We start from the raw sequence: 25,733 nt of genomic DNA, 5'->3' as shown, positions 1-25,733 counted from the left end.
GCATGACCTCCGCCCTGGCCCGGCACATGCGCTGCGGCGCGTCGACCGCGTCCAGCCCAGCCGTGACGGGTTCCTTTCGGCCCGGCTGGTCGTGGCGCATCATGGCTTCCCAGTCGCGCCGCCATCGCGTGGCGTCCTGTGGGGCGAGGGCGTCCCGCATCGTCAGCCCGGCACCGTGGTCGGTTCGGCATGGTCGTGGTCGTGCAGGTCGCCGAGATCCCATTCGGGGAACGGGTCGGGCAGTGCCCGCCACGTGTCCGCCCCGGCAGTGATTTCGGCATCGGTAAGCAGGCAGCGCTCCAGCGCGGCGCGGAGGCCGTCGGCGTCCAGGCCGACGCCGATGAGGACGAGTTCCTGCTGCCGGTCGCCGAAGACCGGATGCCAGCGGGTTTCCAACTCGGCCCGCTCGGCGGGATCCTCCGGCTATTCCCCGGAAACCGCGACCGGCACACCGACCGGATCGCAGCGACCCGACGGCCCGGCCTGCGACCACAGGGCCTGCACGTCCGGCCGAGCGGCCAGCCACAGGAAGCCCTTGGAGCGCACGACGCCGAAGCGGTCAAGCCCGTCGGTGAGCAGATCCCACAGCCGCTGCGGGTGGAACGGTCGGTGGTCGCGGAACACGATGCTGGAGATGCCGTACTCCTCGGTCTCCGGCACATGCTCGCCGTTGAGTTCGGCCACCCAACTGGGCGCGGTCCGCGCGTTCGAGGTCGAACCGGCCCGTGTTCAGGATCTCCACCGGCGGCACCCGCCCGTGCACCGCCCGGACCTGCCTAGCCGCAGGGTTGAGGCGGGTCAGCAGCGCCTCCACCAGGGCCAGGTCGTCCGCGTCAACCAGGTCGGTCTTGTTGACGACCAGCACGTCGGCGAACTCGATCTGATCGACCAGCAGGTCGGCGATGCTCCGGTCGTCACCCTCGTACGCCGACAGCCCGCGCTGCTCAAGAGTCTCCCCCGCTCGATGCGTGCCAGCAGTCCGGCCATGTCGACCACCGTTACGGCCGCGTCCAGCCGGGCCAGGTCGTCGAGCACCTGCCCGCCCTCCACACCGAAGGCGAACGTGGCCGCCACCGGCATCGGTTCGGAGATTCCGCTGGACTCGATCAGCAGGTAGTCGAAACGACCCAGCCGCGCAAGCCGGGCCACCTCGTCCAGCAGGTCGTCGCGCAGTGTGTAGCAGATGCAGCCGTTGGTGAGCTCTACCAGCCGCTCCTCGGTGCGCGACAGCGCCCCGCCGTCGCGGATCAACGCGGCGTCGATGTTGACCTCGCTCATCGGAATTGCGGCGTGGAAACCCGGCCGTTTACGGCCGGGAGGAAACGCCGCCCCTCCCCTCAGTGATCGTCTTACATGGACGGTTGGTAGGGTGTGAGGCGTGGGTGAGGTGGTGAAGCGGGCGTACAAGTACCGCTTCTATCCATCTCCTGAACAGGCCGAACAGTTGAACCGCACGTTCGGGTGCGTGCGTTTGGTCTACAACCGGGCGCTCGAGGCGCGCACCCGGGCTTGGGCAGTGGATCGTCAGCGCACCACCTACGTGCAGTCGTCGGCGTGGCTGACCGAGTGGAAACGCACCGAGGAGCTGACGTTCCTGAACGAGGTGTCGTCGGTGCCGTTGCAGCAGACGCTGCGGCATCTGCAGGCGGGGTTCGTGGCGTTCTGGGACAAGCGGTCCCGGTATCCGCGGTTCAAATCCAAGCGCAAGTCGCGGGCGTCGGCCGAATACACCCGCTCCGCCTTCCGCTGGCGGGACGGCCGGCTCACCCTGGCCAAGATGAACGCCCCGCTGGACATCGTGTGGTCCCGGCCCCTGCCCGAAGGGGCGGAACCCTCCACGGTCACCGTGTCCCGCGACGCCGCCGGCCGCTGGTTCGTCTCCCTGCTAGTGGAAGACCCCACCGTGAAGCGGCTGCCGCCCGCAGCGGCCGAGGTCGGTGTGGACGCGGGCATCACCAGCCTGCTCACCCTGTCCCACCCGATCCCCGGAATCAGCGACGAGGAAGGCAAGGTGGCCAACCCGCGTTACGGGCAGGCCGACCGGCGCAAGCTGGCCAAGGCGCAGCGGAACCTGGCCCGCAAACAGAAGGGCTCCGCGAACCGGGCGAAGGCCCGAATGAAGGTGGCCCGCATCCACGCCCGGATCGCCGACCGGCGTCGGGACTACCTGCACAAGCTGACCACTCGACTCGTCCGTGAGACCCAAACGGTCGCGATCGAAGACCTCAGCGTGCGCAACATGCTCCGCAACCGCCGCCTGGCCCGCGTCATCTCCGACGCAGGCTGGGGTCAGTTACGGAGCATGCTGGAGTACAAAGCTGACTGGTACGGGCGTGAGGTAATCCCCGTCGACTGGTGGCTGCCCACGTCCAAAACCTGCTCCGGTTGCGGACGGATCAACACCACCCTCGCCCTCAATGTCCGCTCCTGGACGTGCCCGGGCTGCGGGGTCGAGCACGACCGGGACATCAACGCCGCTAAGAACATCCTCGCCGCCGGGCTGGCGGAGAGGTAAAACGCCTGCGGAGCTGATGTAAGACCCCAAGGGAAAGTCCTCCCGGAAAGGCAGTCGGCGATGAAACAGGAAACCTCACGGGCGACCGTGAGAATACCGGCCCTTCAGGGCCGGGAGGATGTCAAATCGTTGACGATCACCGCGACGCGCAGCCCGTCCCGGTTGGCGAGGACGTGGTTGAGCAGGCTGGTCTTGCCGGCCCCGAGGAAGCCGGACATGACGGCCACCGGCAGGCGACCGGTCACGGCTCCCCCACCACCTGGCGGCCCTTGTAGAGCCCGCAGTGCGCACAGGCCCGGTGCGGCACCACCATCTCCTTGCGGGGGCACGGGCACGGGGTCAACTGCGGCACCTGCGCCTTCCACTGCGCCCGGCGGTGCCGGGTGTTCGACCGCGACATCTTTCGCTTCGGTACGGCCATGAGGGTCTCCTTCACGTGTCGAGCCAGGCTGAACAGACACCGTAAACGATAATGGTTTTCGTTTGACTCCTCGACGGCGGGTCGAACCTTCGGGCAGCACCTGCACCTCTTCGGCGGACCGGCGCAGGCCGTGCGGCACGAGACGACGCAGGTCGCGGAGCCGTGCGACCACTGGAGGCGCCGGCGTGGTCGCCGACTGGCCGTCGCACCCGCCGAGGATGTCGGTGCATCCGGCTGGGCGGTCATTAATGTCCCGATCCGTGCGGCCAGAACCTCCAAGGAGATGCCTCACCGACGGGTCGCCTGCTGGAGACGCCACGACCCAGGCCCACCAGCCGAAGAACACGTTGACCACCCAGCAACCACCCGGCGGGCCCGCATCCCGCCAACTACTTGACAACGGTTTTCATTTGCTGAGAGGCTGCGTTCCGGCGGGGCGAGTTCATGAGCGTTGATACCCAAGACCGGCCACGGGGCTCACGTAACTTTCGCCGCCATCACCGTTGGTCCACCCCGGCCACGTCTCGACCCGAAACGGACTGCTGCCTCTGCTATGCGTTCACTCATCGGTGTTTCCGTCGTCCTGCTCGGCATCGCCCCGCCGATAGCCGTACCGGGACCGGCGCCTACGCCGCCACCCGCTGGCGGCTCTCCTAAAGCAGTGGCGCCGGCGGCTGTGACGTGGGGGGTGAGTCCATCGAGCCCGAAGGGGCCCAACGGGCGTGCGGCATTCGCCTACAAGCTTGATCCCGGTGCCAGGTTGACCGACTACGTCGCTGTCACGAACCACTCCGCGCGGCCAATCACCCTGAGTGTCTACGCCAGCGATGCGGTCACCACAGCGCAGGGTGGCTTCGACCTGTTGCCCGCGGCGCGGCGGCCGGTCGATGTGGGTTCGTGGGTCAGCCTCACCTCCCGGCAGCTGACGATCCCGTCGAGCTCCCGGGTGGACGTGCCGTTCACCGTGAACGTGCCGGCCAACGCCACTCCGGGTGATCACGTGGGCGGTGTCGTGGCCTCGCTCACGGCTACGACCACCGACGCCCACGGCAATCAGGTGGCCGTCGACCACCGGGTCGGTACTCGCATCTATCTGCGAGTCACCGGCGAACTTCGCCCGGCGCTGGCGCTGGAAGACGTGCGGGTACAGCACCGCGGTTCACTCAATCCGTTCGGTGGCGGCGAGGTCACCGCTACGGCCACGGTTCGGAACACCGGCAACGTCCGGCTCGCCGGCGCGCCGACCGTGCACGCTGCGGGACCGCTCGGCCTGACCGCCGGGTCTGCGTCCGGCGGGACGCTTCCTGAGATCCTGCCCGGCGACGCGGTACGGACCACCGTGCGGCTCGCCCAGGTCCCGCCTCTGTTCCGGCTCACCGTCACCGCCGCTGTCACACCGGCAGCCGTTGCCGGGCAGACGCTCGACCCGCCGCCGGGCACCGTGTCCCATCAGGTGACCGTTTGGGCCGTGCCGTGGTCCCAGCTGCTGATGCTGGCCCTGCTCGCCGGTGCCGCCTGGACGCTGGTGGCGGTCCGTCGACGGCGACGGCGCGCAGCGGCCCGAGACTTGGCGCACGCCCTGGCCACCGCTCGTGAGCAAGGCCGCGCCGAAGCCGCGGTGACGACAGCGGCACCGACCGAGAAACCTGCGGCCGACATGACCGCGGATGCCTTGTCGCGCGGGATAGGGCGCAGTCCAGACGACGTACCGGCGGCGCCCGTGCCGACTCCAAAGGTCGAGGAGTGACCGGCCCGCAGCGCGCGGGGGTCCGCAACTTCGACAGACGACGGATCCAGTAGGGAGAATGATGAGAACAGCACCTCTGCGTGCTGCGGTCGCGGGATTCGCCCTGGCCGCTCTGGTATTGCCGGCCGGCGCTGTACCGGCGGGGGCCGCCGCGGTGTCGGTCGACGCCGCCGGGGCGGATCTGGTGTCCCTGTCGGTTGTCGACGGCGCGCTGTCGCTACGCATCCGGGACGCCACGCAGGTGGCCCGGCAGGCAGTCGGGCACGACCCGGCCGAGGTGACGCTGGGGCCGGACGGCGGGGTGGCCGTACGGGTACCGCAGAATAAGGCTTTCTCGTTCCTCGGTAGCCCCGGCACGTCGATCTGGTCGCTCACTCCCGGAGACACCGGTTTACCCATGCTCGACACCAGCGGGGTGCGGCGTGGCCTCGTGCGGGGGGACGTGGTGACGCTGTCACTGACAGCGGCTGAAGGTCCCGGGAACTTCACCGCCTACACCCTGTCCGGCCTTGGCGCGCCCCGCCATCTGCTCGGCCGGGCCGCACGGGACATCGCGTTGCCGGCCGCGACCCGCACTCCGGTGGTGTGGGCGTTCGACTCGGCCGGGGACTACCGGCTGGCCTTCGCCGCGTCGGCGACGCTGTCCACTGGCCGATCCGTTACCACCGAGGCGACGTACCGGATCAGTGTCCCGCCCATCCAGCCGGGTCCTGCCGCGCCGGCACCCGCCCCGGCCGCTGCGGTCAAGACTCCCCCGGCCCCGCCGGCGCGTGCCATGGCGGTCCCGAACGCCGCAGCGGCCACGCCCACGGCCACATCCTCGCCCCCGCTGCCTGCGGCCGCGAACGCGGCCGCTGCCAGGTCGGCAGCCACCGGCGCCCGCCGGGTGATCGCTGATGGGCACGTCGACATGGGGCCGCAACTGTCCGGCGACGCTTGGACGATTCGGGTCCGGGACGACACGGCCAGCCCACCGGTGTGGCGCGAACTCGCCGACGTGGTCCTGCACGTCAAGGACAAAGCCAAGACAACGGTGCCGGCGGGGGCGGACTTCCTCGGCAAGGCAGGAGAGGCGATCTGGTTGCTGCCGCAGGCCCAGCAGGCCGGAATCGTCTGGCCCGGCTGGAACACCCAGCACGAGTCGGTCATCACCGGCACCCGGGGCAACGTGACCTGGACTCTCGCCGGCGTCGACGGTCCAGGACGCTTCACGCTCTTCCTGACCGGATCGTTTGGCAACGCCAACGTCCTGTTCGACTCGGCCAAAGGCCTGCCGCAGCGGCTGCCCATCCCACCGAACACGCACGCCCACGGCAATTGGGCCTTCAGCAAGCCTGGCCTCTATCGGCTTGCGGTACAGATGAGCGCCACCACCACCGCCGGAAAGACGGTCACCGACAGTAAGACGCTGACGATCGCGGTGGGCGACAGCACCAACCCGAACTCCGGGTTCGGCAGCGGATCCGGCACCGGCGGTGACGGCAAGCCCGGCATCGGCGATTCCGGCGGCACCGGCCGATTGCCCCGCACCGGAGAGTCGTGGGTCATTCCGGTCTCCGCCGGTGGGCTCCTGCTCGTGCTGGTCGGAGCGCTGCTGCGGATCGCCGGTCGTCGTCGCCGCGACCCGGCGGCGGCACCCGCCGGACCCATCCCCTAAGCGCCGAGGAGAGGAGGATGCAGGTGTCCGTTGTCGGTTCCGGGGCTCCCCGCGCCTGCCCGCGCCGGGCCTGCGCGTGGCCGCGACTTCTGGTGTTGCCCCTGCTCATCGGGGTGCTGGCCGGTTGCCGCGCCGAAGTGGCGTTGAGCGCGCACGACCAGCGGGTCCAGGTCATCACGACCACCGGGATCCTGCGGGACCTGGCGAGCCGCGTCGGCGGCGACCGGGTACGGGTCAGCTCACTGGTGCCGGACCGGGCCGATCCGCACAGCTACGAGCCGTCTCTGCGCGACGTCCGCAACGTCGTGTACGCCGACGTCGCGTTCAGCAACTACCTGCTGCTGGAGGAGCAGGCCGTCATCAAGACGCTGGACGCGAACCTGCGCGACGGCGTACCGAACATCTCGCTGGCCGAGGGGGCGGTGAAGTACGCGGCGGAGATCATCCCGCTGGTCGAGGACGCCTCGTTGGACACCATCTGGCTGGGCATGCGCGTGCGCGGCACCGGCACGGCGCACGGCGCGAACCGCTCGTCCGACGTGCTCCTCACCGCCACCGCAGCGCACGGGCCGGGTGACCTGGTCGCCTACCTGACCGAGTCATTCGGCAACCCCTCGTTCTACGTCGACTCCGCCGACGGGTTCGAGCCCGCCAACGGCTACCGGGACGACACGGCCCGCCTGCCACCGGACGCGCACACCCACATGAGCTGGGCGTTCACCAAGCCGGGCATCTACCGGCTGACCATGCGTGCGCAACTCGCGGTCACCCCGCAGGCGGCACCGGTCCCGCTCGGCGAGCAGACGTTCACCTTCGCCGTGGGAGTGGATCCGCATTCGGTGCCGGGCATGGCGGGCGCGGCGGTGCTGAACTCCGGGCACGCCGACCTCACGGCGGACATCGACGAGGGGCGGCTGTACCTGTTCGCCGATCCGGAGGGAAGCGGCGAGGCGAACCAGCGGGTGTACGACCCCGCTCGTACCGTGATCGAGGTGCCGAACAAGGCGCTGCTGGAGGTGCCCGGTGACCGCCGGTTCCGGTTCCTCGGCCGGCCCGGCACGCGGGTCCACCAGTTACCGCAGGCGGTGCTCGGCAAGCACGTGCACGGGGAGATCGACCCGCACCTGTGGCAGAACGTGCGCAACGCGATCTCCTACGTCGAGCTGATCCGCGACACACTGGTCGGGGTGGACCCGCCGGGCGCGGCGACGTACCGCGCCAACGCCGCGGCCTACATCGCCGAACTCGAGCGGCTGGACGGCTACGTCCGGGACACGATCGCCCAGATACCCCCGTCCCGGCGGCACCTGGTCACCACGCACGACGCGTTCGGCTACCTGGGCCAGGCCTACGGAATCCAGATCTCCGGCTTCGTCACCCCGAACCCGGCCACCGAGCCCAGCCTCGCCGATCGGCGCCGGCTCACCGAGACGATCCGCAACCTCGACATCCCCGCCGTGTTCCTGGAACCGAACCTGGCGGCCCGCTCCACCACCCTGAGCGAGGTGGCCCGGGAAGAGCGGCTGCGGGTCTGCTCGATCTACGGCGACACCTTCGACGGAAACGTCACCAACTACATGGACATGATGCGGTTCAACGCCCAGTCGCTGCGCGATTGCCTGACCAGGGCGGATCGAGGGAGGCACAAGTGACGGCACGACGGGCGCGTTCGCGCGCGGTGCGGACGGCGACGGCGATCAGCCGATGGGCGGTCGCAACCCTGGTCGCGGTGGTGGCGACGCAGACGCCTGCCGTGGCCGGGCAGCCGGCGCCGAGCCCGGGTCAGTCGATCGCCGCGGACCAGCCCATCGCCACCGGCCGGGTCGTGCTCGACGCCGGGCACGTGGACATCGGACCCCGCTACGTCGACGGCCAGTGGACCCTGCTCATCCACGACGGCACACAGCCGCAGCCGGTGTGGCGCAGCCCCGACGAGACCGTGCTACGCGTCTCCGACGCCGCGCTGCAGGCCGTTCCCGACGACCCCGCGTACGCCTTCCTCGGCATCGACGCGGGCAAGCGAGTCCACGTGGTGCCACAAGTGCAGAACCAGAACGTGGTCTGGATCGGCTGGAACACCCAGGACCCCCAGGTGATGCAAACCATCGACCGCGGAGCCACGCTGAACCTGCTCGGCGTACGCGGGCCGGGCACGCTGACCACGTTCCTCCAAGCGGGCAACTTCGCCGCGCCGCAGGTCTTGTGGCGCTCCGCCGAGCCGGCCGCCCAGCCATTCTGGGTCGAGGTCAACACCCACACCCACGCCAACTGGGTCTTCTCCACTCCCGGCGTCTACCTGGTCACCGTGCAGGTGTCGGCCGACCTGATCAGCGGCGAAAAGGTCTCCGCCACCCGGACGCTGCGCTTCGCGATCGGCGACGCGACCAGCACCGACGAAGCCTTCGCGGCTGTTGTGGACCGCAGCCGCATGCCGGTTGGCGAGGCGGCGGCCGGTGCGTCCCGCGACGCCGCTGGCGCACCAGACGACACCTCGCCGTTGCCGCTGGTCGTCGTGCTGGCGGGTGCCGCGCTCCTGCTCACCGCCGGCCTGCTCCTGGTCCTGCTACGCGGGCGCGGCGCGAAGCGCCGAGCCGAACGGGAGCGCAGCACGTCACCGTCGGGGGCTCAGCCGTGAGAGCACTGGACATCGAACACCTGAACGTGGACCTCGGCGGACGGCCGGTGCTGCGCGACGTGCGGCTGCACCTCGACCGCGGGGAACTGGTCGGGCTGCTCGGCCCCAACGGCGCGGGAAAGACCACCCTGCTGCGCGCCATCCTGGCGCTGATCCGCACCAGGGGCGGCCGGGTGCTGGTAGAGGGCAAACCGTCCCGGCCCGGACGCTCGGCGATCGGGTACGTCCCCCAGCGCCATGAGTTCACCTGGGACTTCCCTATCTCCGTCGAACAGACCGTGCTCAGCGGCCGAACGGGTCGGATCGGCCTGCTCCGCCGCCCCGACGTGGCCGACTGGCGGGCGGTCGGCGACGCACTCGACCGCGTCCAGCTGTCCGCGCTGCGCGCCCGGCCCGTCGCCGAACTCTCCGGAGGGCAACGCCAACGTGTCCTGGTCGCGCGCGCCCTCGCGCTCGCGCCGAGCATCCTGCTACTCGACGAACCGTTCACCGGACTGGACATGCCCACCCAGGAACTGCTGGGCGACCTGTTCGCCAACCTCGCCCGGGAGGGCCATGCGGTGCTGATGACCACCCACGACCTGGTCGCGGCGATGGAATCCTGCACCCGGCTGGTCCTGCTCAACGGCCAGGTCATCGCCGACGGACGGCCCGACCAGCTCCAGGACGTCGAGGTGTGGATGCGCACGTTCGGGGTCAGTGAGACCTCCCCGCTCCTCAAACTCGTAAAGGCCAGCTAGTGCCCATTACCGATTTCCTCACCGACCTGCTCAACCCCGACCTCGCGTTCCTGCCCAAGGCGCTGGCGATCGCGGTGATGTCCAGCATCGTCTGCGGCGTGGTCGGCTGCTACGTCGTCCTGCGCGGGATGGCCTTCATCGGCGACGCCGTCGCACACGCCGTCTTCCCCGGCCTCGCCATCGCCTTCGTCCTGCAGGGCAGCCTGGTACTCGGCGGCGCCGTCGCCGGCGTCGCCACGGCCCTGCTGATCGCGATCTTCTCCCAGAACCGGCGGGTCAAGGAAGACTCCCTGATCGGCGTCTTCCTGGTCGCCACGTTCGCCCTCGGCATCGTGATCATCTCGCAAGCGCCCGGATACTCCGGCTCGCTGCAACAGTTCCTGTTCGGCTCGATCACCGGCATCCCGGACCGCGACCTCTACCTGGTGGGGATCACCGGGCTGGTCATCCTCGGCCTGGTGCTCGCGCTGCACAAGGAGTTCGTCGCGGTCTGCCTGGACCGGGAGATGGCCCGCTCGATGGGCCTGCCGGTGTTCTGGCTCGACATCGTGCTCTACGTCCTGGTGACCCTGGCCGTGGTGATCTCCCTGCAGACCATCGGCAACATTCTCGTCCTGGCCCTGCTGATCACTCCCGCCGCGGCCGCCCGGCTGCTCACCGACCGGCTCGGCGTGATGATGCTGCTCGCCCCGACGATCGGCGGCACGTCCGCGCTCGTCGGGCTGTACCTATCGTGGAGCTACGACACACCGGTCGGCGGCACCATCGTCCTGGTCGCCACCACCATCTTCCTCACCGCCTGGCTGCTCGCCCCACGCCACGGCCTGCTCACCAAACGCCGCACGCGGATCCAGCGGCCTTCCGGCGAGGCAGAACCCGCCGCCGGCTCGGCCATCGCGGCCGGACATGTCTCGCCGATGCGCTGATCCGCGTCGTACGTCCGGGCACGGTGTCGGTCGGCAGAGCTCCAGGTGCCGGCCGACGCCGAGCCGGGGCTGCCGATCCCGCCACCGGACGCTGCAGAGCAGGTGTTCGTGGTGGAACTGCCCGCTACGTGCAGGGATCGGGGTTCGGGTTCGCGGGAGCGAAGTCCGCAGCGAGTCACTGGGCGGCGCGTACGCCGAAGGCGAACCGGACGGTCGTGGTCAGCACCAGGTCTCCGCCGACGCGGGTCAGGACCCGGCTGGCGTCGGCGAGCGCGGCGGGAAGCCGCTCGGTCGGAATCCGTTCCAGCAGGGCACGAGCCCCATGCGACCAGGCCCACGTCATCCAGTGCTCGACGTCGCGGAACTGGCTGCGGAAGGTCGCCTCCTCAACCGTGACCCGTCGGTAGCCCGCGGTTTCCAGCAGCGCGGCGGTTGACTCCGGCGTGGCGAAGAGGCCCTCCTGAGCCGCCGTCGGCGACTGACGTTCTCCGTCGGGCAGGTGCTGCGCCAGAACGCGCAGTGCGTCGGTGAACCGGAGGTCGTGGGCGGCGAACGTGGTGAATCCGACCCGCCCGCCTGGGCGGAGCAGACGCCGATACACGCGCAACGCCTCAAGGGGGGCGGGGAGCAGGAACAGCACAAGGCCCGCGAGCACCGCGTCCCAGGCGGTCTCGGGCAGCGGTGGAGCCTCGGCGTCGGCGACCTCCACCTGCACCTGCGTGAGGCCGGCAGCCCTGGCCTCGGCTCGGGTGAACTCGACCATCCGCGGAGCCAGGTCGATGCCGATCGCCCTGCCTGTCGGCCCAACGGCCGCCGCCGCTGGGAGCAGGACGGCGCCCCGCCCGCAGCCCACGTCGAGCACGCGCTGCCCGGGGCGCAGGTCGGCTCGGCGTACCAGCTCACGTCCCATCGGACCGAAGAACTCGACGCCGACCCGGTCGTAGGTTGCGGCGCCGCGGTCGAACATCCCCGCCATGGCTGCCTTCATCCGCCTCGCCTCGCTGGAGGTGAGTTTCACCTCAGGTCTCCTCGTACGGTTGTTGCCTTCGCTTCCGGAACCCACGTCAGTTTCGCCGTCTCGGCGGCCACGGACTTCGCCGAAGCCGCCGAGACGGCGTAATGGATCTAGATGGCGGTCAGGGTCAACGTCGCGGTGTACTGGCCCGCGCCGGTATCGGTGGGCAGTTCCAGGTTGAGCCCGGCACCGAGCCGGGCTGTGCCCCGTCCGGCACCGACCGGTGCGGAGCCGAGCACGCTGCTGGCGGCCAGACCGTTGCCGGAGGCGAAGCCGGGCTTGACCTCCTGGCCCGCCGCCACACCCTGACCGTTTGCCTGTGCCAGCACGGTGGGTGCCCAGCCGAGGTACTTACCGCCGACCCGGGTGGCCCCGGAGGTGAAGTCACTCAACCGGCCGGCGACATTCCAGCCGGGCGCGCCCGGTCGGGTGTCGGTCACCGTGACAGGGCGCAGCTCACCGCTGCTCTGCCACCGGTCGCCAGCCGTGGACAGCACGGCCGCCGGCAGCGTCACCGTCCGGTCGTTGGGGTCCACGCTGACGACCAACGCCCCCTGTGTCCCGTCGATGGTGACCGTGATCGTCTGCGACGGTGCCGGCGAGGTGGCATCGTCGACGTTCAGCGTCGCCGGACCGCTCTCCGCGACCACCACCTCACCGTCGCGGTACAGCCGGACCAGGTACTGGCAGTCGTCCAGCTGGTTTGTGGCGGTGAACGAGTACGCCGCCGAGGTCTCGCCCGGCACCGCGGTGAACTCCTCCGTGCCTGGGCACTTGCTGAACCAGCGGTACCGGTTCAGGTCGCTGGTGGGGGTCTGGACCGCGGTCAGCGTCACGGTCGCGCCGGGAGCGTACGCCGGCTGCAGGCCCTGGATCGACAGCTGAACCTGCGGGTCGGGATCCGGCAGGTCGCCCACCACGAACCGGTACGCCACCGAACCGGTGGACACCTGCCGCCCGTCGGTGAGCGTGGCGTCGGCGCGGAACGTCAACGTGTAGCTTCCCAGCGCCCCGAACACCCAGTTGGCGTGGGCGTGCGTGCCGACCGGCACGTCGATCGCATCCGGCAGACCATCGTCGCTGCGGAACTTGATCAGCGGCTGCCCGACCGGGTCGGTCATGAACACCGAGACGCGGCCCGGTCCGGAGACGTCCACCAGGCTCAGGCTGAGCTTCTCACCCCGGAACACCCCGGTCGGCAGCCGGGTGGTGTTCCACCCTGGCCATAACAGGTTCGGATCCTGCGTCATCGGCAGCAGCCACACCGTCGAGCCAGCCGGCCCGAGAAACGCGTACTCCGGCAGATCCGGCACCTCGACCGCAGCCTGCGGCAACACCTGGAACGCCACGTCCCCGGGGTCCCGGCTGACCGACGGCTGCACGGTGTCGTCGTGCACCTTCAACACCAACCGACCGTCCGCATAGTGCACGTCGACCGCATCGACGTGGCCCGCGGACAGCACCACATTCTCCTGAGCCGAAGCGGGGCCGGAGACGGCCACCACCAGGCCGCCGACGGTTGCGATGACCGTGCCGGCGGCGGCGGCGAGGCGCTTCAGTCTTCTCGCCCTCATTTCCCTCCCTCCAAAACATAAAATGAAAACCGATGTCAGATACGCGGGGGAAGCTAGCACGGCCTCATCGCCATGTCGAGACGCCTGGACCGGCATGCGGCCCAGGCGTTCCACATACGCCTACGTGACGCGTCAGCTCGTCACCCCTGTCCTGTGTCGCGGACGGGACGACACGCTTGACAGCTTCATGGAAACGATTATCGTTTCCGACTGCCTGCGACGTGGTGTCGCGGGCGTGAGGAGGAGTTGCATGCGAGCCAGGATGTCGGCACTGACCGCCGTCACGGCGGCGATGACCGCCGGCGTACTGGCCTGGGCCGCACCCGCCCAGGCCAGTACCGTGGTTCTGTCCCAGGGGCACGTCGACGCGGTTGACGTCGCCTTCGAGAACGGCGCGCTCGAGATCTCGGTCCACGACGAGACCGTCGACCCGGACGTGGAGCGCGACCCGGCCGACGTGGTGTTCGTCGTCAAGCCTGGGGCGGCCATGACCGTGCCGGACGACCCGAGGTACGCGTTCCTCGGCGCTCCCGGTGCCACCGTCCACGTCCTCCCCGAGGTCCAAGACGAGAACCTGCTGTGGCCCGGCCTCGCCACGGAAGAACTGCAGTCGGGCGTCTTCGCTAGCGACAGCATCCAGATCAGGGTCACCAGAGTCATCGGTCCGGACGGGTTCAGCCTGTTCACCACCGACCCCGTGGGCGCGCCGAACGTGCTGGTCGACAGCGAGGACGGCCTGCCCGACGCGATCACCAGGCCAGTCGGCAGTCACCTGCACGCCAACTGGGCGTTCGAGAAGGCCGGCACCTACCGCATCAAGGTCGAAGCGACCGGAATCCTGGCCGCCACCGGCAAGCGGGTGACCTCAGCAGCGGCGTGGCTCACCTTCCAGGTCCAGTGCTGACCCGCACCACCAACCCAGCTTTCAGCCGGTAGAACGGAGAAACAGATCATGAGGCTTACCAAGCGGCTGCTGGCGGTCACCGCCGCCGTCACCGCCACTGTCCTCGGCCTGGCCGCCGCACCGGCGTCCGCCGCCACCATCGAGACCGGGCACATCGACGTCCTTGACCTCGACTACGCCAACGGTTCGCTCACCCTCGACATCAGGACGTACAGCCCCGCCAACGACGACCTCTCCCCGGCGGCCACGACCCTGCGGCTGCCGTCGAGCTCCGCCATCACGGTGCCGAGCGGATCCGCCTGGAACTGCCTCGGAACGGCCGGCTCCACCGTCTACGTTGCCCCGCAAGCCGAGAACACCAACCTGCTGTGGGCCGGCTGGAACACCGAGGACGTGCCCGCGGACCAGGGACCGATCAAGATGGAACTGGTCAGCGCGTCCTCGGTCCCCGCCGGCGGCCGATTCACCCTCTACACCACCAACGCCTTCGGCACCCCCAGCTACCGGCTCAACTCCAACACCGCCACCGGCTGCCCGATCTCCACCTGGCCGGGGGGCATCAGCGCCGGCACGCACGCCCACGGCAACTGGGCGTTCTCAGCACTGGGCACCTACACGCTGACGTTCAAGGCCACCACGCAGGGCGGCTCCGGGGTCGCCAGCCCCACCGTCAGCTACACCATCCAGGTCGGCTGACACCGTAACCATTCCCACGGCCCCCGACCGTCCATCAGGACCCGGTCGGGGGCCGTGGGCAACGTGATGGTCTGTCGACGGCGACCCTGTCCAACTGGTTCAGCGATGCCATGCCGGTGCTGGCTCCGGCGCTCTACCTGCTCGGCGGCTGAGATCTCCTCCGGCTTGCTCCTGGCGCAGTACGGACTCGCCCGTTCACCTCCTCTTCGATTCCGGTTGGGCAGCGCACTCTCATCGCCCTCTTGTGGCCTCGCCGATGCCGCTACTGGAAATAGTTTTCGTTTTCGTGTTCTAATGCTTGCCCGAAGCCGCCCGGAGAGGGAGACGTATGACCCAGCCGTACCGGCCAGCCGAGTGCCTGGAGGCCGTGAGCGACTGCCTGGCGGAGGTGCTCGATCTCGACCCGCTGCAGGTGCAGCCCGAGGTGCTGCTCACCGAGCTGGGCCTGGAGTCGTTCACGGCCGTGCGGCTGCGGCGCCGGCTGCGCGAGGATCTCGACGCCGACCTGCCGCTGACCGTCTTCCTGGACGGGGCGACACCGCGCACGGTCGCGGCCGCGGTGGAGTCGGCGCGCCTGCAGGCCACCGACACGATCCGAAGCGTGCCGGCGCAGGAAAACGCCTCCGCCGACCCCGGACGCGAGGCGTTCCCCCTCACCGCGGTCCAGGCCGCCTATCTGGTGGGCCGAGATCCGTCCTTTCCGTTGGGCGGCGTCGCGACCTTCTTCTACTTCGAGTACGACCGGCAGCCCGCCGACGATCCGGAACTGGACGTGCTGCGGCTGGAAGCGGGGTGGAACCGGCTGATCGCCCGTCATCCCATGCTGCGGATGGTGGTCGACGCCGACGCGCGGCAACGCATCCTGCCCGCGGCGCCGCCCTACCGCATCGCGGTCGTCGACCTGCGCGCCTGCGACGACGATGACCTCGCCGGTGAGCTTGCCCGGCTGCGGCACCAGTGCTCTCACCAGCTACGGCCCGTTGAGGTGTGGCCGCTGTTCGATGTGCGGGCGGCGCTGCTGCCGGACGGGCGGACTCGCCTGTTCGTGGGGATGGACATCATCGCGCTGGACATGGCGAGCTGGATGCGGCTGATGCGCGAGTGGGGGCAGCTCACCGCTGATCCCGACGCGGACCTGCCGGAGGCGTCCACGACGTTCGCGGCGGTGCTGGCCCGCCGCGACCGCGATCCGGCTGAGACGGCGCGGCGGGCGACGGATCACGCCTACTGGTCGCAGCGGGTGCCGGCCCTGCCGCCCGGGCCGGCCCTGCCATGGGCGAGGCCGGCCGCCGACCTCGGCGTGCCGCGCTTCACCCGGTACGCCGCTGAGCTGACCGACCAGCAGTGGGCGGGTCTGCGGCGCCACGCTGCGGCCCGTGGCCTGTCCGCGACGGCGGTGCTGCTGGCCGCATGCGCGCTGGTGCTGCACCGCTGGGGTGCCACCGCGCCGTTCTGCCTGAACACCACGCTGTTCGACCGGCCCGACGGTGCCGACCTCGACGCGGTCGTGGGCGACTTCACCACCACGGTGCTGAGCGAGTCCCCGGCCCTCGACCTCACCGCATGGGACGGGTTCGGCTCGTACGCCGCCGTGGTGAACCGCCGGTTCTGGACGGACCTGGACCACCGCTCCGTCTCCGCCGTGGAGGTGCTGCGCGAGCATCGCGACGGCGATCTCACCCCGGCCTACCCGGTGGTGTTCACCAGCGGTGTGGGTCTGGGCGGCGACGGCGAGGCACCGACCGCCTGGCTCGGGCGGGAGGTGTTCGGGGTGTCGCAGACCCCGCAGGTGCTCATCGACCACATCGTGTGGGACGAGGCCGACCGCCTGCGGATCGCCTGGGACACCGTCGACGGCTGCCTGCCCGACGGCTTCGCCGCCGCGATGCGCGATGCGCACCTGCGCCTACTGAGGCGTCTCGCCGACGATGAGGCCGCCTGGTCCGACCCGGCGCTCGGGTGGGACCCGTCGTTCCTGCCGGACGAGCCGATGGACTGTGCACCGTTCGGCGACGCGGGACCGCTGATCGACGACCCGCTGCGGGCAGCCGCCGCGCTGGCGCCGGACGCGGTCGCGCTGCTCGGCGACGGCGACCCGGTGACGCACGGCGATCTTGCGGCGCGCGCCGGGCGCACCGCCGCAGCGCTGACCGGCCTGGGTATCGGGCCCGGCGATCTGGTGGCGGTGGCGGCACCCAAGGGAGCCGCTCAGGTCGCCGCCATCCTCGGTGTCACGACCAGCGGCGCCGGCTACGTCCCGGTGGAGCCGACCTGGCCGGCGCCCCGCATCGCCTCGGTATGTAGCCAGGCCGGCATCCGGCATGCCCTCGTGGTCGGCGACCCGGCGCCGACGTGGCCGCAGGAGGTGCGGGTGCACCAACTGCAGCCGGACGGCACCCTGCCGGCACCGCAGGTCGACGACCGCCGCCGGGCGGCACCGGACGATCTGGCGTACACCATCTTCACCTCCGGCTCGACGGGGCGGCCCAAGGGCGTCGCGGTGGAGCATCGGCAGGCCCGCACCACCCTCGACGACTTGGCCGACCGGTTCCCGCTGGCCGCCGGCGACCGGGTCCTGGCGCTGTCGGCGATGAGCTTCGACCTGTCGGTGTACGACGTGTTCGCCATCCTCGGCGCCGGCGCGGCGATGGTGTTGCCGGATCCGTCCCGGCAACGCGACCCGGGCCACTGGCTGGGCCTGATGCAGCGTCACCGGGTCACCGTGTGGAACACCGCCCCGGCGCTGCTGGAGATGCTCGTCGAGTACGCCGAGATCGACCCGGACGCGGCCAGGGCCGCGCTGTCGGCGCTGCGGCTGGTGCTGCTGTCCGGTGACTGGATTCCGGTCACCCTGCCCGACCGGCTGCGGGCCCTGGCCCCCGGGGCGCAGGTGGTCAGCCTCGGCGGCGCCACCGAAGGCTCGATCTGGTCGATCTGCTACCCGATCGGGCAGGTCGACCCGTCCTGGCCGAGCATCCCGTACGGGCGTGCGCTGCGCGGCCAGTCGTTCCACATCCTCGACGACAGCGGCCGGCCATGCCCCGTCGGGCAGGCCGGGGAGCTGTACATCGGCGGTGACGGGGTGGCCCGCGGCTACATCGGCGACCCGGAACAGACCGCACACCGCTTCTCCACCCACCCGGTGCTGCGCCGCCGCGTCTACCGCACCGGCGACCTCGGCCGGTGGCGGCCCGAAGGCACCATCGAGTTCCTCGGCCGGGTCGACCGGCAGGTCAAGATCCGAGGTCACCGCATCGAGCTGGGCGAGATCGAGTCCGTGCTCGACCGGGCACCTGGCGTGCGGCAGTGCGTGGCCCGCTCCGTGCCCGGCCCGGATGGCCGTCCCCGCCTGGTCGTCTACGTCGCGGCCGCCGAACCGGCCGCCGCGGCCGGCGATGAGGATCTGGTGGCCCGGCTGCGGGCCAGCCTGCCGGACTACATGGTGCCGAGCCGGTTCGTCCGCCTGGCCGCGCTGCCGGTGACCGAGAACGGCAAGGTCGACCATGCCGCCCTGCCGAACCCGTACGAGACTTCTTCGTCCCCGGCTGCTGCCGTCGCGACCGGCCCGGCCGGGGCCGCTGAGACTCCACGTGCGCCGCAGCCTGCCGCCGACCGGTTGCCGGCGTTGCTGCAGCATGCCGTGCGCCTGGGTCTACAGCTGCGCGTCACCGTGCACCCGGGACGCCTGGACCCCGCCGCGGCCCTGGCGGCGGCGGCCGCCCTGGCGGCCGCCGGCCCGCTGCCCCTCGCCGACGGGTACGAGATGACTCCCCGCCTGACCGACGACGCGCTGCTCGAGCTCACCGTCACCGCCCGCTCGGCGCCGCCGGCCATCGACAACACGGCGATGGAGCCGTCGCTCGCGGCGCCCGCCTCCGCGGTCACCCCGGGGATTGCCGATCTGCCGAACCCGGAGCTGGAGCGAGGCATCGCCGCCGTGCTCAGCGACCTGCTGGGCACGCCGGTCGACGTCACCACCCCGTTCTTCCGGCTCGGCGCCACCTCGCTGACTCTGGTCCGCGCCCACCGCAGGCTGGCCGCCGAGATCGACGGCGACCTGGCGGTGGTCGACCTGTTCACCCACCCCACGGTGCGCGACCTGGCACGTCACCTCACCGCCCGACGGTCCGGCGGCGCACCCACCGCCGCCGGAAGCCAGGACCTTCCCGCATTGGTCGCCGCCACCGGTCCCCTGGATGCCAGCACCCACTCCCCTGCCGGAGAACCGCCGCAGCCGCCCGTCATAGCGCCGCGGCCGGCAGGCCGGCGGCAGGCTCGGGCCGTCGCGGCGGAGGCCGCCCGATGACCGGCGGGCCGATCGCCGTCACCGCCGCGTCCTGCCGGTTTCCCGGCGCGGCCGACGTCGACGCCTTCTGGCGACTGCTCGTCGACGGCCGCGAAGGGCTGACCCGGTTCACCGACGAAGAGCTGGCCGAACGCGGTGTGCCGCGACGGCTGCGCCGCGACGCGGGTTACGTGCCGGTCGGTGGGCTGATCGAGGGGCAAGAGCTGTTCGACCCGGCGCCGTTCGGGCTCACCGACGCCGAGGCCGCGCTGCTCGACCCGCAGCAGCGGCTGTTCCTGGAGTGCTGCTGGCAGGCCCTGGAGCAGGCCGGGCACGGCGGGGGCCGCGACGCCGGTGCGGTCGCCGTGTTCGCCGGCGCGGCGCACAGCGCCTACCTGACCAGCAACCTCGCCGGCCGATGGGACCCCACGGGCGGCGGCGCCGACCCGGGCGGCAGCCTGCAGACCGCGATCAGCACCCACACCGACTACCTGCCGCTGCAGGTCGCGTACCGGCTCAACCTGACCGGGCCGGCGATCGCGGTCAACACCACCTGCTCCACCTCCCTGGTCGCGGTGCACCTGGCCGCGCAGTCGCTGCTGGCCGAGGAGTGCGACACCGCGCTCGCCGGCGGGGTGTCGCTGATCGTGCCGCAGGGCCGCGGCTACCGGCACGTCCCGGACGGGATCTTCTCCGCCGACGGGCGGGTCCGCCCGTTCTCCGCCCGCGGCTCCGGCATCGTCTACAGCCAGGGCGTCGGTGTGGTGGTGCTGCGGCGGCTGGCCGACGCTCTCGCCGACGGCGACCCGGTGCTCGCGGTGCTGCACGGCAGCGCGGTCAACAACGACGGCGCGGACAAGGCCGGCTTCACCGCCCCGTCGGTGCGCGGGCAGGCCCGCGTCGTGGCCGAGGCCCTCGCGGTCGCCGGTGTCGAGCCACGCCAGGTCGGTTACGTGGAGGCGCACGGCACCGCCACCCGGCTCGGCGACCCCGTCGAGGTGGAGGCGCTACGGCGGGTTTTCGGCGCCGACGGGCCGGCCTGGTGCGGGCTCGGCTCGGTAAAGGGCAACATCGGCCACGCCAACTCCGCCGCCGGCATCGCGTCGTTCATCAAGACCGTGCTGGCCCGCCGCCACGGGATCGTGCCGGAATCGCTGCACGCCAAGCCGGTCAACGACCTGCTCGGCCTGGACGGCTCCCCGTTCGACGTCGTCACCGAGACCCGGCCGTGGCCGGCCGCGCCGTACGCCGGGGTCAGCTCGTTCGGCATCGGCGGCACCAACTGCCATCTGGTGCTCGGCCCGGCACCCCAGCGGCCACCGTCCACCCCGGACGCGCGGCCGCAGCTGCTCGTCGCGTCCGGCCACACCCCGCAGGCGGCCGCCGCCGCGGGGGCCGCGCTGGCCGCGCTGCCGGCCGACGAGCGGCTGGCCGACGTCGCGTACACGCTGCAGGTGGGCCGCGCGCACGGCCCGCACCGGGTGGCCGGCGTGGCGGCCGTCGGGCACCGGCGGCGGATGCCGGCGCCGGTGCCCGCCGCGACGCGGCCACCCCGGCTGGTGTTCGCCTTCCCCGGCGCCGGCAGCGCGTTCGCCGGCATGGGTGGGCAGCTCTACGAGCAGGAACCCGTCTTCGCCGCCGCCATCGACACCTGCGCCGACCTGCTCGCCGGCGGGCTCGGCGCCGACGTACGCGCGGCGCTGCACCCGGCCACCGATCCGGCACGGCTGGCCGACGCCGCGTTCGGGTTGCCGGCGCTGTTCGCCGTCTCCGTCGCCACCGCCCGACTGCTAGACAGCTGGGGTGTGCGACCGGACGTGGTGCTGGGCCACAGCGTCGGCGAATACGCCGCCGCCGTCGCCGCGGGGGTGTTGAGCCTGCCTGAGGCCGCCCGGCTGGTCGCCGTGCGGTGCACGCACGTGGCCCGGTCGGCCGGCGGCGGGGCGATGCTGGCGGTGCCGCTGCCCGCCCACGAAGTGACGGGGCTGCTCGCCGGGCACCCGGCGCTCGACCTCGCGGTGGTCAACGCGCCGGACGCGTGCGTCGTGGCCGGCCCGGCGGCGCCACTGCAGGCACTGGAGGAGGCGCTGCAGGCCGACGGCATCGCGGTGACCCGGCTGCGGGTGTCCGCCGGGCTGCACTCCCGGCTGGTCGAGCCGGCCCTGCCGGCGCTGCGTGCGGCGGCCGACACGGTCCGCCCGCGGCGGCCACGCATCGAGTACGCGTCAACCGTCACCGGTGCCCTCGCCGACGCCGAGCTGACCGACTCCGGCTACTGGGTGCGGCAGCTGCGCCAGCCGGTCAGGTTCTCCGAGGCGCTCCGTGCCGCCGTCGGCGACGCACCGGCCGTGCTGGTGCAGGCCGGGCCGGGTGCCGCGCTGGTGACCCTCGCCCGACGGCACGGGTTGGCCGCCCTGCGCGACGCGCTCGCGACGCTGCCCGCCGACGAGCCGGGCACCGACGCGGTCACCCTGCGGGAGGCGGTCGGCGGCCTGTGGTGCCACGGCAGCCCGGTCGACTTCGCCGCCCTGCACCTGCCGGGCCGCCACCGGGTCACCGCGCCCGGGTACGCCTTCCAACGCCGGCGCCTGTGGATCGACCCGGCGGACACCAGCAGCATCGCCGGCGCCGGCCCGCCCGACACCGACGAGCCGCTGCTCGTGCCGGTCTGGCACCAACAGCCCCCGGCGCCAGCCGCGCCGCGGCTGCCCGGCAATTGGCTCGTCGTGCCCGGCGTCGACCAGCGGCTCGCCCGGGCAGTCGTCGACGCTGTCCGCGCCGCCGGTGGCGCGGCCCGCACCTGCGACGCCGACAGTGACTTCGCGGCCCAGGACGAGCCGGCGTGGGCCGGACTGATCGTCCTGCCCGGCGCGCCGGTCGCCGAGGACATCGTGGCTGCCGATGCCGATGCCGGTGCGGGCGCCGGCATCGGTTCCGCGGCGGCCGAGGTGGACCGGGCCGCCACGCTGGCCGGCCAGCTCGCCGCAGCCCCGGTCCCGCTGCTCGTCCAGGTCACCCGCAACGCCGTCGCGGTCCTGCCGGCAGAGCGGCCGGATCCCGGCGGCGCCGCGGCCCGCGTGCTGCCCCGCGTCATCGCCCAGGAGCGGCGCGGGCTGCGGTGGCGCACCATCGACATCAGCGGCGACGACAGCACCGAGATGGTCGCGGTCCACGTGGTCGCCGAGGTGGCGGGGCTCGCCGACGGTACCGGGTCGGGCGTCGAGGTGGCTGTCCGCGGCGAGCAACGCTGGCGGCGCACCGTTGTGTCGTGGCGCCCAACTGCCGGGGACTTCTCCGAAGCCGCCGCAGCGACCGCGGTGATCGTCGGCGGGCTCGGCGAGGTCGGCCTGACCATCGCCGGTCACCTCGCCGGCGCCGGCCACCGCGTGGTGCTCACCTCCCGGCACGGCGAACCGCCGCCGGACAGCGACCGCGACCGGGCGCTGACCGCGCTGCGCGACGGCGGCGCCGACGTCACGGTGCGCCGGCTCGACGTCACCGACACGGCCGCCACCGCCGCCCTGCTCGCAGAGCTGTCCGACCGAGGGCCGCTCGCGCTGCTGGTGCACGCCGCCGCGGCAGCCGGCGACGACCGGTGGGTGATGCTGCGCGACACCGCACCCGCCGACATCACCCGGCACCTCGCGCCCAAGCTGACCGGCGCAGGCGTCCTGCGCGACGCCGTAGCCGCGCTGCCGGACGAGCGGCGCCCCGGGCTGGTGCTGCTGATGTCCTCTGCGGCCACCATGCTCGGCGGCGTCGGCACCGGCCCGTACGCGGCAGCCAACGCCGCCATGGAGGCGTTCGCCCACACCGCCGGCACCGGACGGACCCGGTGGCTGGCGGTGGCGTGGGACGGCTGGCGCACCAGCGCCCACGGCGAAGATGCCGCCGTCACGCTGACGAGCACGCTGGACGCCGCTGGCGGCCTCGCCGCCTTCGACCGGCTCCGCGACGCGGTCACCACACCACCGGTGGTGGCGGTGTCCCACCGCGACCTGGTCACGGCGATGGCCGATGCGGCCCGGGCCGGAGCGCAGGCCGCACCGGTCACACCGGTCGCGTCGGCGGAATCTGCGCTGACGGCGGTCGAACGCGCGGTCGCCGACGTGTGGGCGCGGTTGACGGGCAGCCCGGTCGACAGTCCGACGGCTGACTTCTTCGCCCTCGGCGGCCACTCCCTGCTGGCGACGCGGATGCTCGGCGAGCTGCGCGACCGGTTCGGTGTCGACCTGCGCCTGCGTGACCTGCTCGACCACCCGACCGTCGCTGGCCTGGCCGCGCTGCTGAAGCCGGCCGCCGGTGTCCCGGCAGCCGAACCCGCAGCGGCAGCGCTGCCATCGGCGGCTGGTCCATCGGGCGTCGATGCGGAGGGCACATTCCCGCTGACCCGGGTGCAGCATGCCTACTGGGTCGGCCGCGCCGGCGGCTACCGGTGGGGCGACCGGCCCTGCCACTTCTACCTGGAGTACGACTGCCCAAACCTTGACCTCGACCGCTACCAGCAGGCGTGGCGGCAGGTAATCGACCGACACCCGATGCTGCGGGCCGTCGTCACCACCCAGGGCCGCATGCGCGTCCTCGACCACCTGCCCGCCTACCGCATCCGAGGCCACGACCTGACCGGCGCCGACGATGAGTACCGGCAGCGACGGCTGGCCACGCTGCGCGAGCGGATCTCCACCCGGCCTGGCCCGCCGGAGACGTGGCCGCTGTTCACCGTGCAGGCCGCCCGCCTGCCCGACGGGCAGGTCCGGCTGTTCATCGGCGTCGACGTGCTGATCTGCGACGCGTCGAGCTGGTGGCTGATCGACCGGGAGCTGCACGCCTTCTACACCGACCCGCACGCCCCGCTGCCAGCACCAGTGGTGCACCCCGCCGCCTGTGTGGCGGCGCTCGAGGCCCGCCGCGCCGGCCCGGCCGCGGCGAAGGCCGCCGCGTACTGGCGCGAACGGTTGCCCGACCTGCCGCCAGCGCCGTCCCTACCCGTGGCCGAGCACACCAGCGCCGGGTTCGTCCGCCGCACCGCCCGGCTGTCCCCCACCCGGTGGCGGGCGCTGCAACGGCACGCCGCGCGGCACCGGCTCACTCCGAACGCGGTGTTGCTGGCCGCCTACGCCGATGCCCTGCAGGAGTGGTCCGGCAATGACCGGTTCAGCCTCATGCTCACCCTGTTCGACCGGCCGGACGACCTGCCCGGCGCGGGTGCGGTCGTCGGTGACTTCACCTCCCTGATCGTGCACGAGGTGGACCGGCGCGCACCGGCGCCGTTCGACGAGCGGGCCGCCGCAGCGCAGCAGCGGCTGTTCGCCGACCTGGACCACCGCGAGTTCTCCGCGCTGGACGCCCTGGCCGAACGCTCGGCCGCCGGAGGACAGCTCGCGTCGGTGCCGGTGGTGTTCACCAGCGCCCTCGGTGTGGCCGACATGATCGGCGAGGACCACGACCTGCAGTGGGCCGGCCGGCAGGTGTACGGGGTCAGCCAGACCCCGCAGACCCTGCTCGACCATCAGGTCCTCGAACAGGGCGGCGAGCTGTGGCTGCAGTGGGACGCCCTCGAACCGGTCCTCGACCCCGACCAGGTCCAGGCGGCGTTCGACGCCTACACCACCGCGCTGACCCGCCTGGCCGACGACGCGGACGCCTGGACCGACCAGCCGGCCGCCGGCTCACGCACGCCGGCACCTCAGCCAACCGCGTACCGGCCGGCGCCGGTCGAGCTGCCGGACGTCGCGCTGCCGATCCGTGCCGGCACCGGCGCGCATACGCTGTTCCTGATGCACCCGTCCGGCGGGGACATCCTGTGCTACACCGAGCTGGCCCGGCTGCTCGACGAGCGGGTGAACGTGGTGGCGCTGACCGACCCGGCCCTGGTCGGCGCGGCAGCGCCGGACACCATCGCCGACCTCGCCGCGCTGTACCTGGCCGTGGTGCGGCGGGTGCAGCCGGCCGGGCCGTACCTGATCGGCGGCTGGTCGATGGGCGGCAGCGTCGCTCAGGAGATGGCCCGCCAGGCCCACGCCGACGGCATCCCGGTGCCGCTGCTGGTCATGGTGGATTCCAACGACCCGACCTACATCCGCCCGATTTCCGGCACGCCGCCGCAGGTGCAGGCCGATCTGGTCGTCCGCCACCTCGGCGCGCTGGAGGCCTATCTCGGCATCGACCTGGACAGCACCCGGCCCGGCCTGCGGGACCGGCTGGCCGCCGCCACCGAGGACGACCGATACGGCCACGCCGAACGGCAGCTACGCGCCCACCGCCTGCTCGGCCGCGGCGAGCAGGTCCGGGACCGGCTGGCGGTCCTCGACCGTCACCTGCGGGCCCTGGCCGCCCACGAGCCTGCCCGTCTCGACACTGCCGGCACCACCACCCTGCTGGTACGCGCGGCGCAGCCGGCGCCGCGCAACTCCGGCATCGGCATGGGCGTCGACGACACCCCACGCGGCGAAGCCGGCCTCGGCTGGACCCGGCATCTGACCGGTCCGCTGCGCGTCGTCGGCGTCGACGCCCACCACTACTCGGTGCTGCGCCGACCCGCGGTCGCCGCCGTCGCCGACGCGATCAACGAAGCACTTCACCCGCACCTCTCCACGAACAACGACATCCGATCCTGAA

The 25,733-nt window shown here is 72.0% G+C and carries 14 protein-coding genes and 2 pseudogenes; 11 read left to right on the top strand and 5 right to left on the bottom strand.

What is annotated here, in order from left to right; all coding sequences use genetic code 11:
• Nucleotides 1–162: 162 nt before the first annotated feature.
• A pseudogene (locus tag ACFYML_RS18900) lies at nt 163–1,281 on the bottom strand (CobW family GTP-binding protein); the annotation flags it as partial.
• Between the two features lie 97 nt (nt 1,282–1,378).
• Between ACFYML_RS18900 and ACFYML_RS18895 the strand changes: the two are divergent.
• On the top strand, nt 1,379–2,515 hold the full coding sequence (locus ACFYML_RS18895) for an RNA-guided endonuclease InsQ/TnpB family protein (RefSeq protein ID WP_387421828.1): 1,137 nt from the start codon (nt 1,379–1,381) through the stop codon (nt 2,513–2,515).
• A 119-nt stretch (nt 2,516–2,634) separates the two neighbouring features.
• On the opposite strand, the pseudogene ACFYML_RS18890 reads toward ACFYML_RS18895, so the two are convergent.
• Nucleotides 2,635–2,760, bottom strand: a pseudogene (locus ACFYML_RS18890) (GTP-binding protein); the annotation flags it as partial.
• Nucleotides 2,757–2,936: a 50S ribosomal protein L32 gene (gene rpmF / locus ACFYML_RS18885; RefSeq protein ID WP_357444415.1), complete on the bottom strand. Its 180-nt coding sequence runs from the start codon at nt 2,934–2,936 to the stop codon at nt 2,757–2,759. The pseudogene ACFYML_RS18890 and the gene rpmF, both read right to left, overlap by 4 nt.
• Before the next feature lie 553 nt (nt 2,937–3,489).
• Here rpmF and ACFYML_RS18880 point away from each other — a divergent pair.
• The 6 genes from ACFYML_RS18880 (at nt 3,490) to ACFYML_RS18855 (ending at nt 10,641) form a co-directional block, all read left to right on the top strand.
• The gene (locus tag ACFYML_RS18880; RefSeq protein ID WP_387421825.1) at nt 3,490–4,683 is read left to right on the top strand and encodes a WxL protein peptidoglycan domain-containing protein; all 1,194 of its coding nucleotides are present in this window, start codon (nt 3,490–3,492) and stop codon (nt 4,681–4,683) included.
• A 61-nt stretch (nt 4,684–4,744) separates the two neighbouring features.
• Complete coding sequence (locus ACFYML_RS18875) at nt 4,745–6,340, top strand: TIGR03773 family transporter-associated surface protein (protein ID WP_387421824.1); 1,596 nt, start codon at nt 4,745–4,747, stop codon at nt 6,338–6,340.
• 17 nt (nt 6,341–6,357) lie between these two features.
• Entirely contained in the window at nt 6,358–7,992 is a 1,635-nt protein-coding gene (locus ACFYML_RS18870; RefSeq protein WP_387421823.1) for an anchored repeat ABC transporter, substrate-binding protein, read from the top strand.
• A gap of 44 nt (nt 7,993–8,036) precedes the next feature.
• Nucleotides 8,037–8,975, top strand: coding sequence for a choice-of-anchor M domain-containing protein (locus ACFYML_RS18865; protein ID WP_387421929.1), 939 nt, complete (start codon nt 8,037–8,039; stop codon nt 8,973–8,975).
• Nucleotides 8,976–9,001: 26 nt separating this feature from the next.
• Nucleotides 9,002–9,715 carry an anchored repeat-type ABC transporter ATP-binding subunit gene (locus tag ACFYML_RS18860; protein ID WP_387421928.1) on the top strand — a complete coding sequence of 238 codons (714 nt, stop codon included), beginning with the start codon at nt 9,002–9,004 and terminating at the stop codon, nt 9,713–9,715.
• Nucleotides 9,715–10,641, top strand: a complete 927-nt coding sequence (locus tag ACFYML_RS18855) for an anchored repeat-type ABC transporter permease subunit (protein ID WP_387421820.1) — start codon at nt 9,715–9,717, stop codon at nt 10,639–10,641. Before ACFYML_RS18860 ends, ACFYML_RS18855 begins: the two co-directional genes overlap by 1 nt.
• A 175-nt stretch (nt 10,642–10,816) precedes the next feature.
• Here ACFYML_RS18855 and ACFYML_RS18850 read toward each other — a convergent pair whose 3' ends face one another.
• Both ACFYML_RS18850 and ACFYML_RS18845 read right to left on the bottom strand, forming a co-directional pair.
• The gene (locus ACFYML_RS18850) at nt 10,817–11,608 is read right to left on the bottom strand and encodes a class I SAM-dependent methyltransferase (protein WP_387421927.1); all 792 of its coding nucleotides are present in this window, start codon (nt 11,606–11,608) and stop codon (nt 10,817–10,819) included.
• 158 nt (nt 11,609–11,766) lie between these two features.
• Complete coding sequence (locus ACFYML_RS18845) at nt 11,767–13,230, bottom strand: choice-of-anchor M domain-containing protein (protein ID WP_387421925.1); 1,464 nt, start codon at nt 13,228–13,230, stop codon at nt 11,767–11,769.
• A gap of 250 nt (nt 13,231–13,480) precedes the next feature.
• Here ACFYML_RS18845 and ACFYML_RS18840 point away from each other — a divergent pair, with 250 nt between their 5' ends.
• The 4 genes from ACFYML_RS18840 to ACFYML_RS18825 all read left to right on the top strand — a co-directional run bounded on the left by ACFYML_RS18840 (nt 13,481) and on the right by ACFYML_RS18825 (nt 25,732).
• On the top strand, nt 13,481–14,134 hold the full coding sequence (locus tag ACFYML_RS18840) for a choice-of-anchor M domain-containing protein (RefSeq protein ID WP_357444388.1): 654 nt from the start codon (nt 13,481–13,483) through the stop codon (nt 14,132–14,134).
• 48 nt (nt 14,135–14,182) lie between these two features.
• Nucleotides 14,183–14,830, top strand: a complete 648-nt coding sequence (locus tag ACFYML_RS18835) for a choice-of-anchor M domain-containing protein (protein WP_387421818.1) — start codon at nt 14,183–14,185, stop codon at nt 14,828–14,830.
• Between the two features lie 328 nt (nt 14,831–15,158).
• On the top strand, nt 15,159–19,136 hold the full coding sequence (locus ACFYML_RS18830; protein WP_387421817.1) for an amino acid adenylation domain-containing protein: 3,978 nt from the start codon (nt 15,159–15,161) through the stop codon (nt 19,134–19,136).
• Nucleotides 19,133–25,732, top strand: coding sequence for an SDR family NAD(P)-dependent oxidoreductase (locus tag ACFYML_RS18825; RefSeq protein WP_387421816.1), 6,600 nt, complete (start codon nt 19,133–19,135; stop codon nt 25,730–25,732). Before ACFYML_RS18830 ends, ACFYML_RS18825 begins: the two co-directional genes overlap by 4 nt.
• Nucleotide 25,733 lies beyond the last annotated feature (1 nt).

This window comes from Micromonospora sp. NPDC007230, from assembly GCF_042869115.1.
Classification (GTDB): Bacteria; Actinomycetota; Actinomycetes; order Mycobacteriales; family Micromonosporaceae; genus Micromonospora.
The sequence above is the reverse complement of the archived record's forward strand: the minus strand, read 5'-3'. Positions and strand labels throughout refer to the sequence as shown.

Excerpts from the sequence above, each read along its gene's own strand:
- ACFYML_RS18830 (WP_387421817.1), top strand. The coding sequence starts at position 15,159 with ATGACCCAGCCGTACCGGCCAGCCGAGTGCCTGGAGGCCGTGAGCGAC.
- ACFYML_RS18835 (WP_387421818.1), top strand. The coding sequence starts at position 14,183 with ATGAGGCTTACCAAGCGGCTGCTGGCGGTCACCGCCGCCGTCACCGCC.
- ACFYML_RS18845 (WP_387421925.1), bottom strand. The coding sequence starts at position 13,230 with ATGAGGGCGAGAAGACTGAAGCGCCTCGCCGCCGCCGCCGGCACGGTC.
- ACFYML_RS18850 (WP_387421927.1), bottom strand. The coding sequence starts at position 11,608 with ATGTTCGACCGCGGCGCCGCAACCTACGACCGGGTCGGCGTCGAGTTC.
- ACFYML_RS18825 (WP_387421816.1), top strand. The coding sequence starts at position 19,133 with ATGACCGGCGGGCCGATCGCCGTCACCGCCGCGTCCTGCCGGTTTCCC.
- rpmF (WP_357444415.1), bottom strand. The coding sequence starts at position 2,936 with ATGGCCGTACCGAAGCGAAAGATGTCGCGGTCGAACACCCGGCACCGC.
- ACFYML_RS18875 (WP_387421824.1), top strand. The coding sequence starts at position 4,745 with ATGAGAACAGCACCTCTGCGTGCTGCGGTCGCGGGATTCGCCCTGGCC.
- ACFYML_RS18880 (WP_387421825.1), top strand. The coding sequence starts at position 3,490 with ATGCGTTCACTCATCGGTGTTTCCGTCGTCCTGCTCGGCATCGCCCCG.
- ACFYML_RS18840 (WP_357444388.1), top strand. The coding sequence starts at position 13,481 with ATGCGAGCCAGGATGTCGGCACTGACCGCCGTCACGGCGGCGATGACC.
- ACFYML_RS18870 (WP_387421823.1), top strand. The coding sequence starts at position 6,358 with ATGCAGGTGTCCGTTGTCGGTTCCGGGGCTCCCCGCGCCTGCCCGCGC.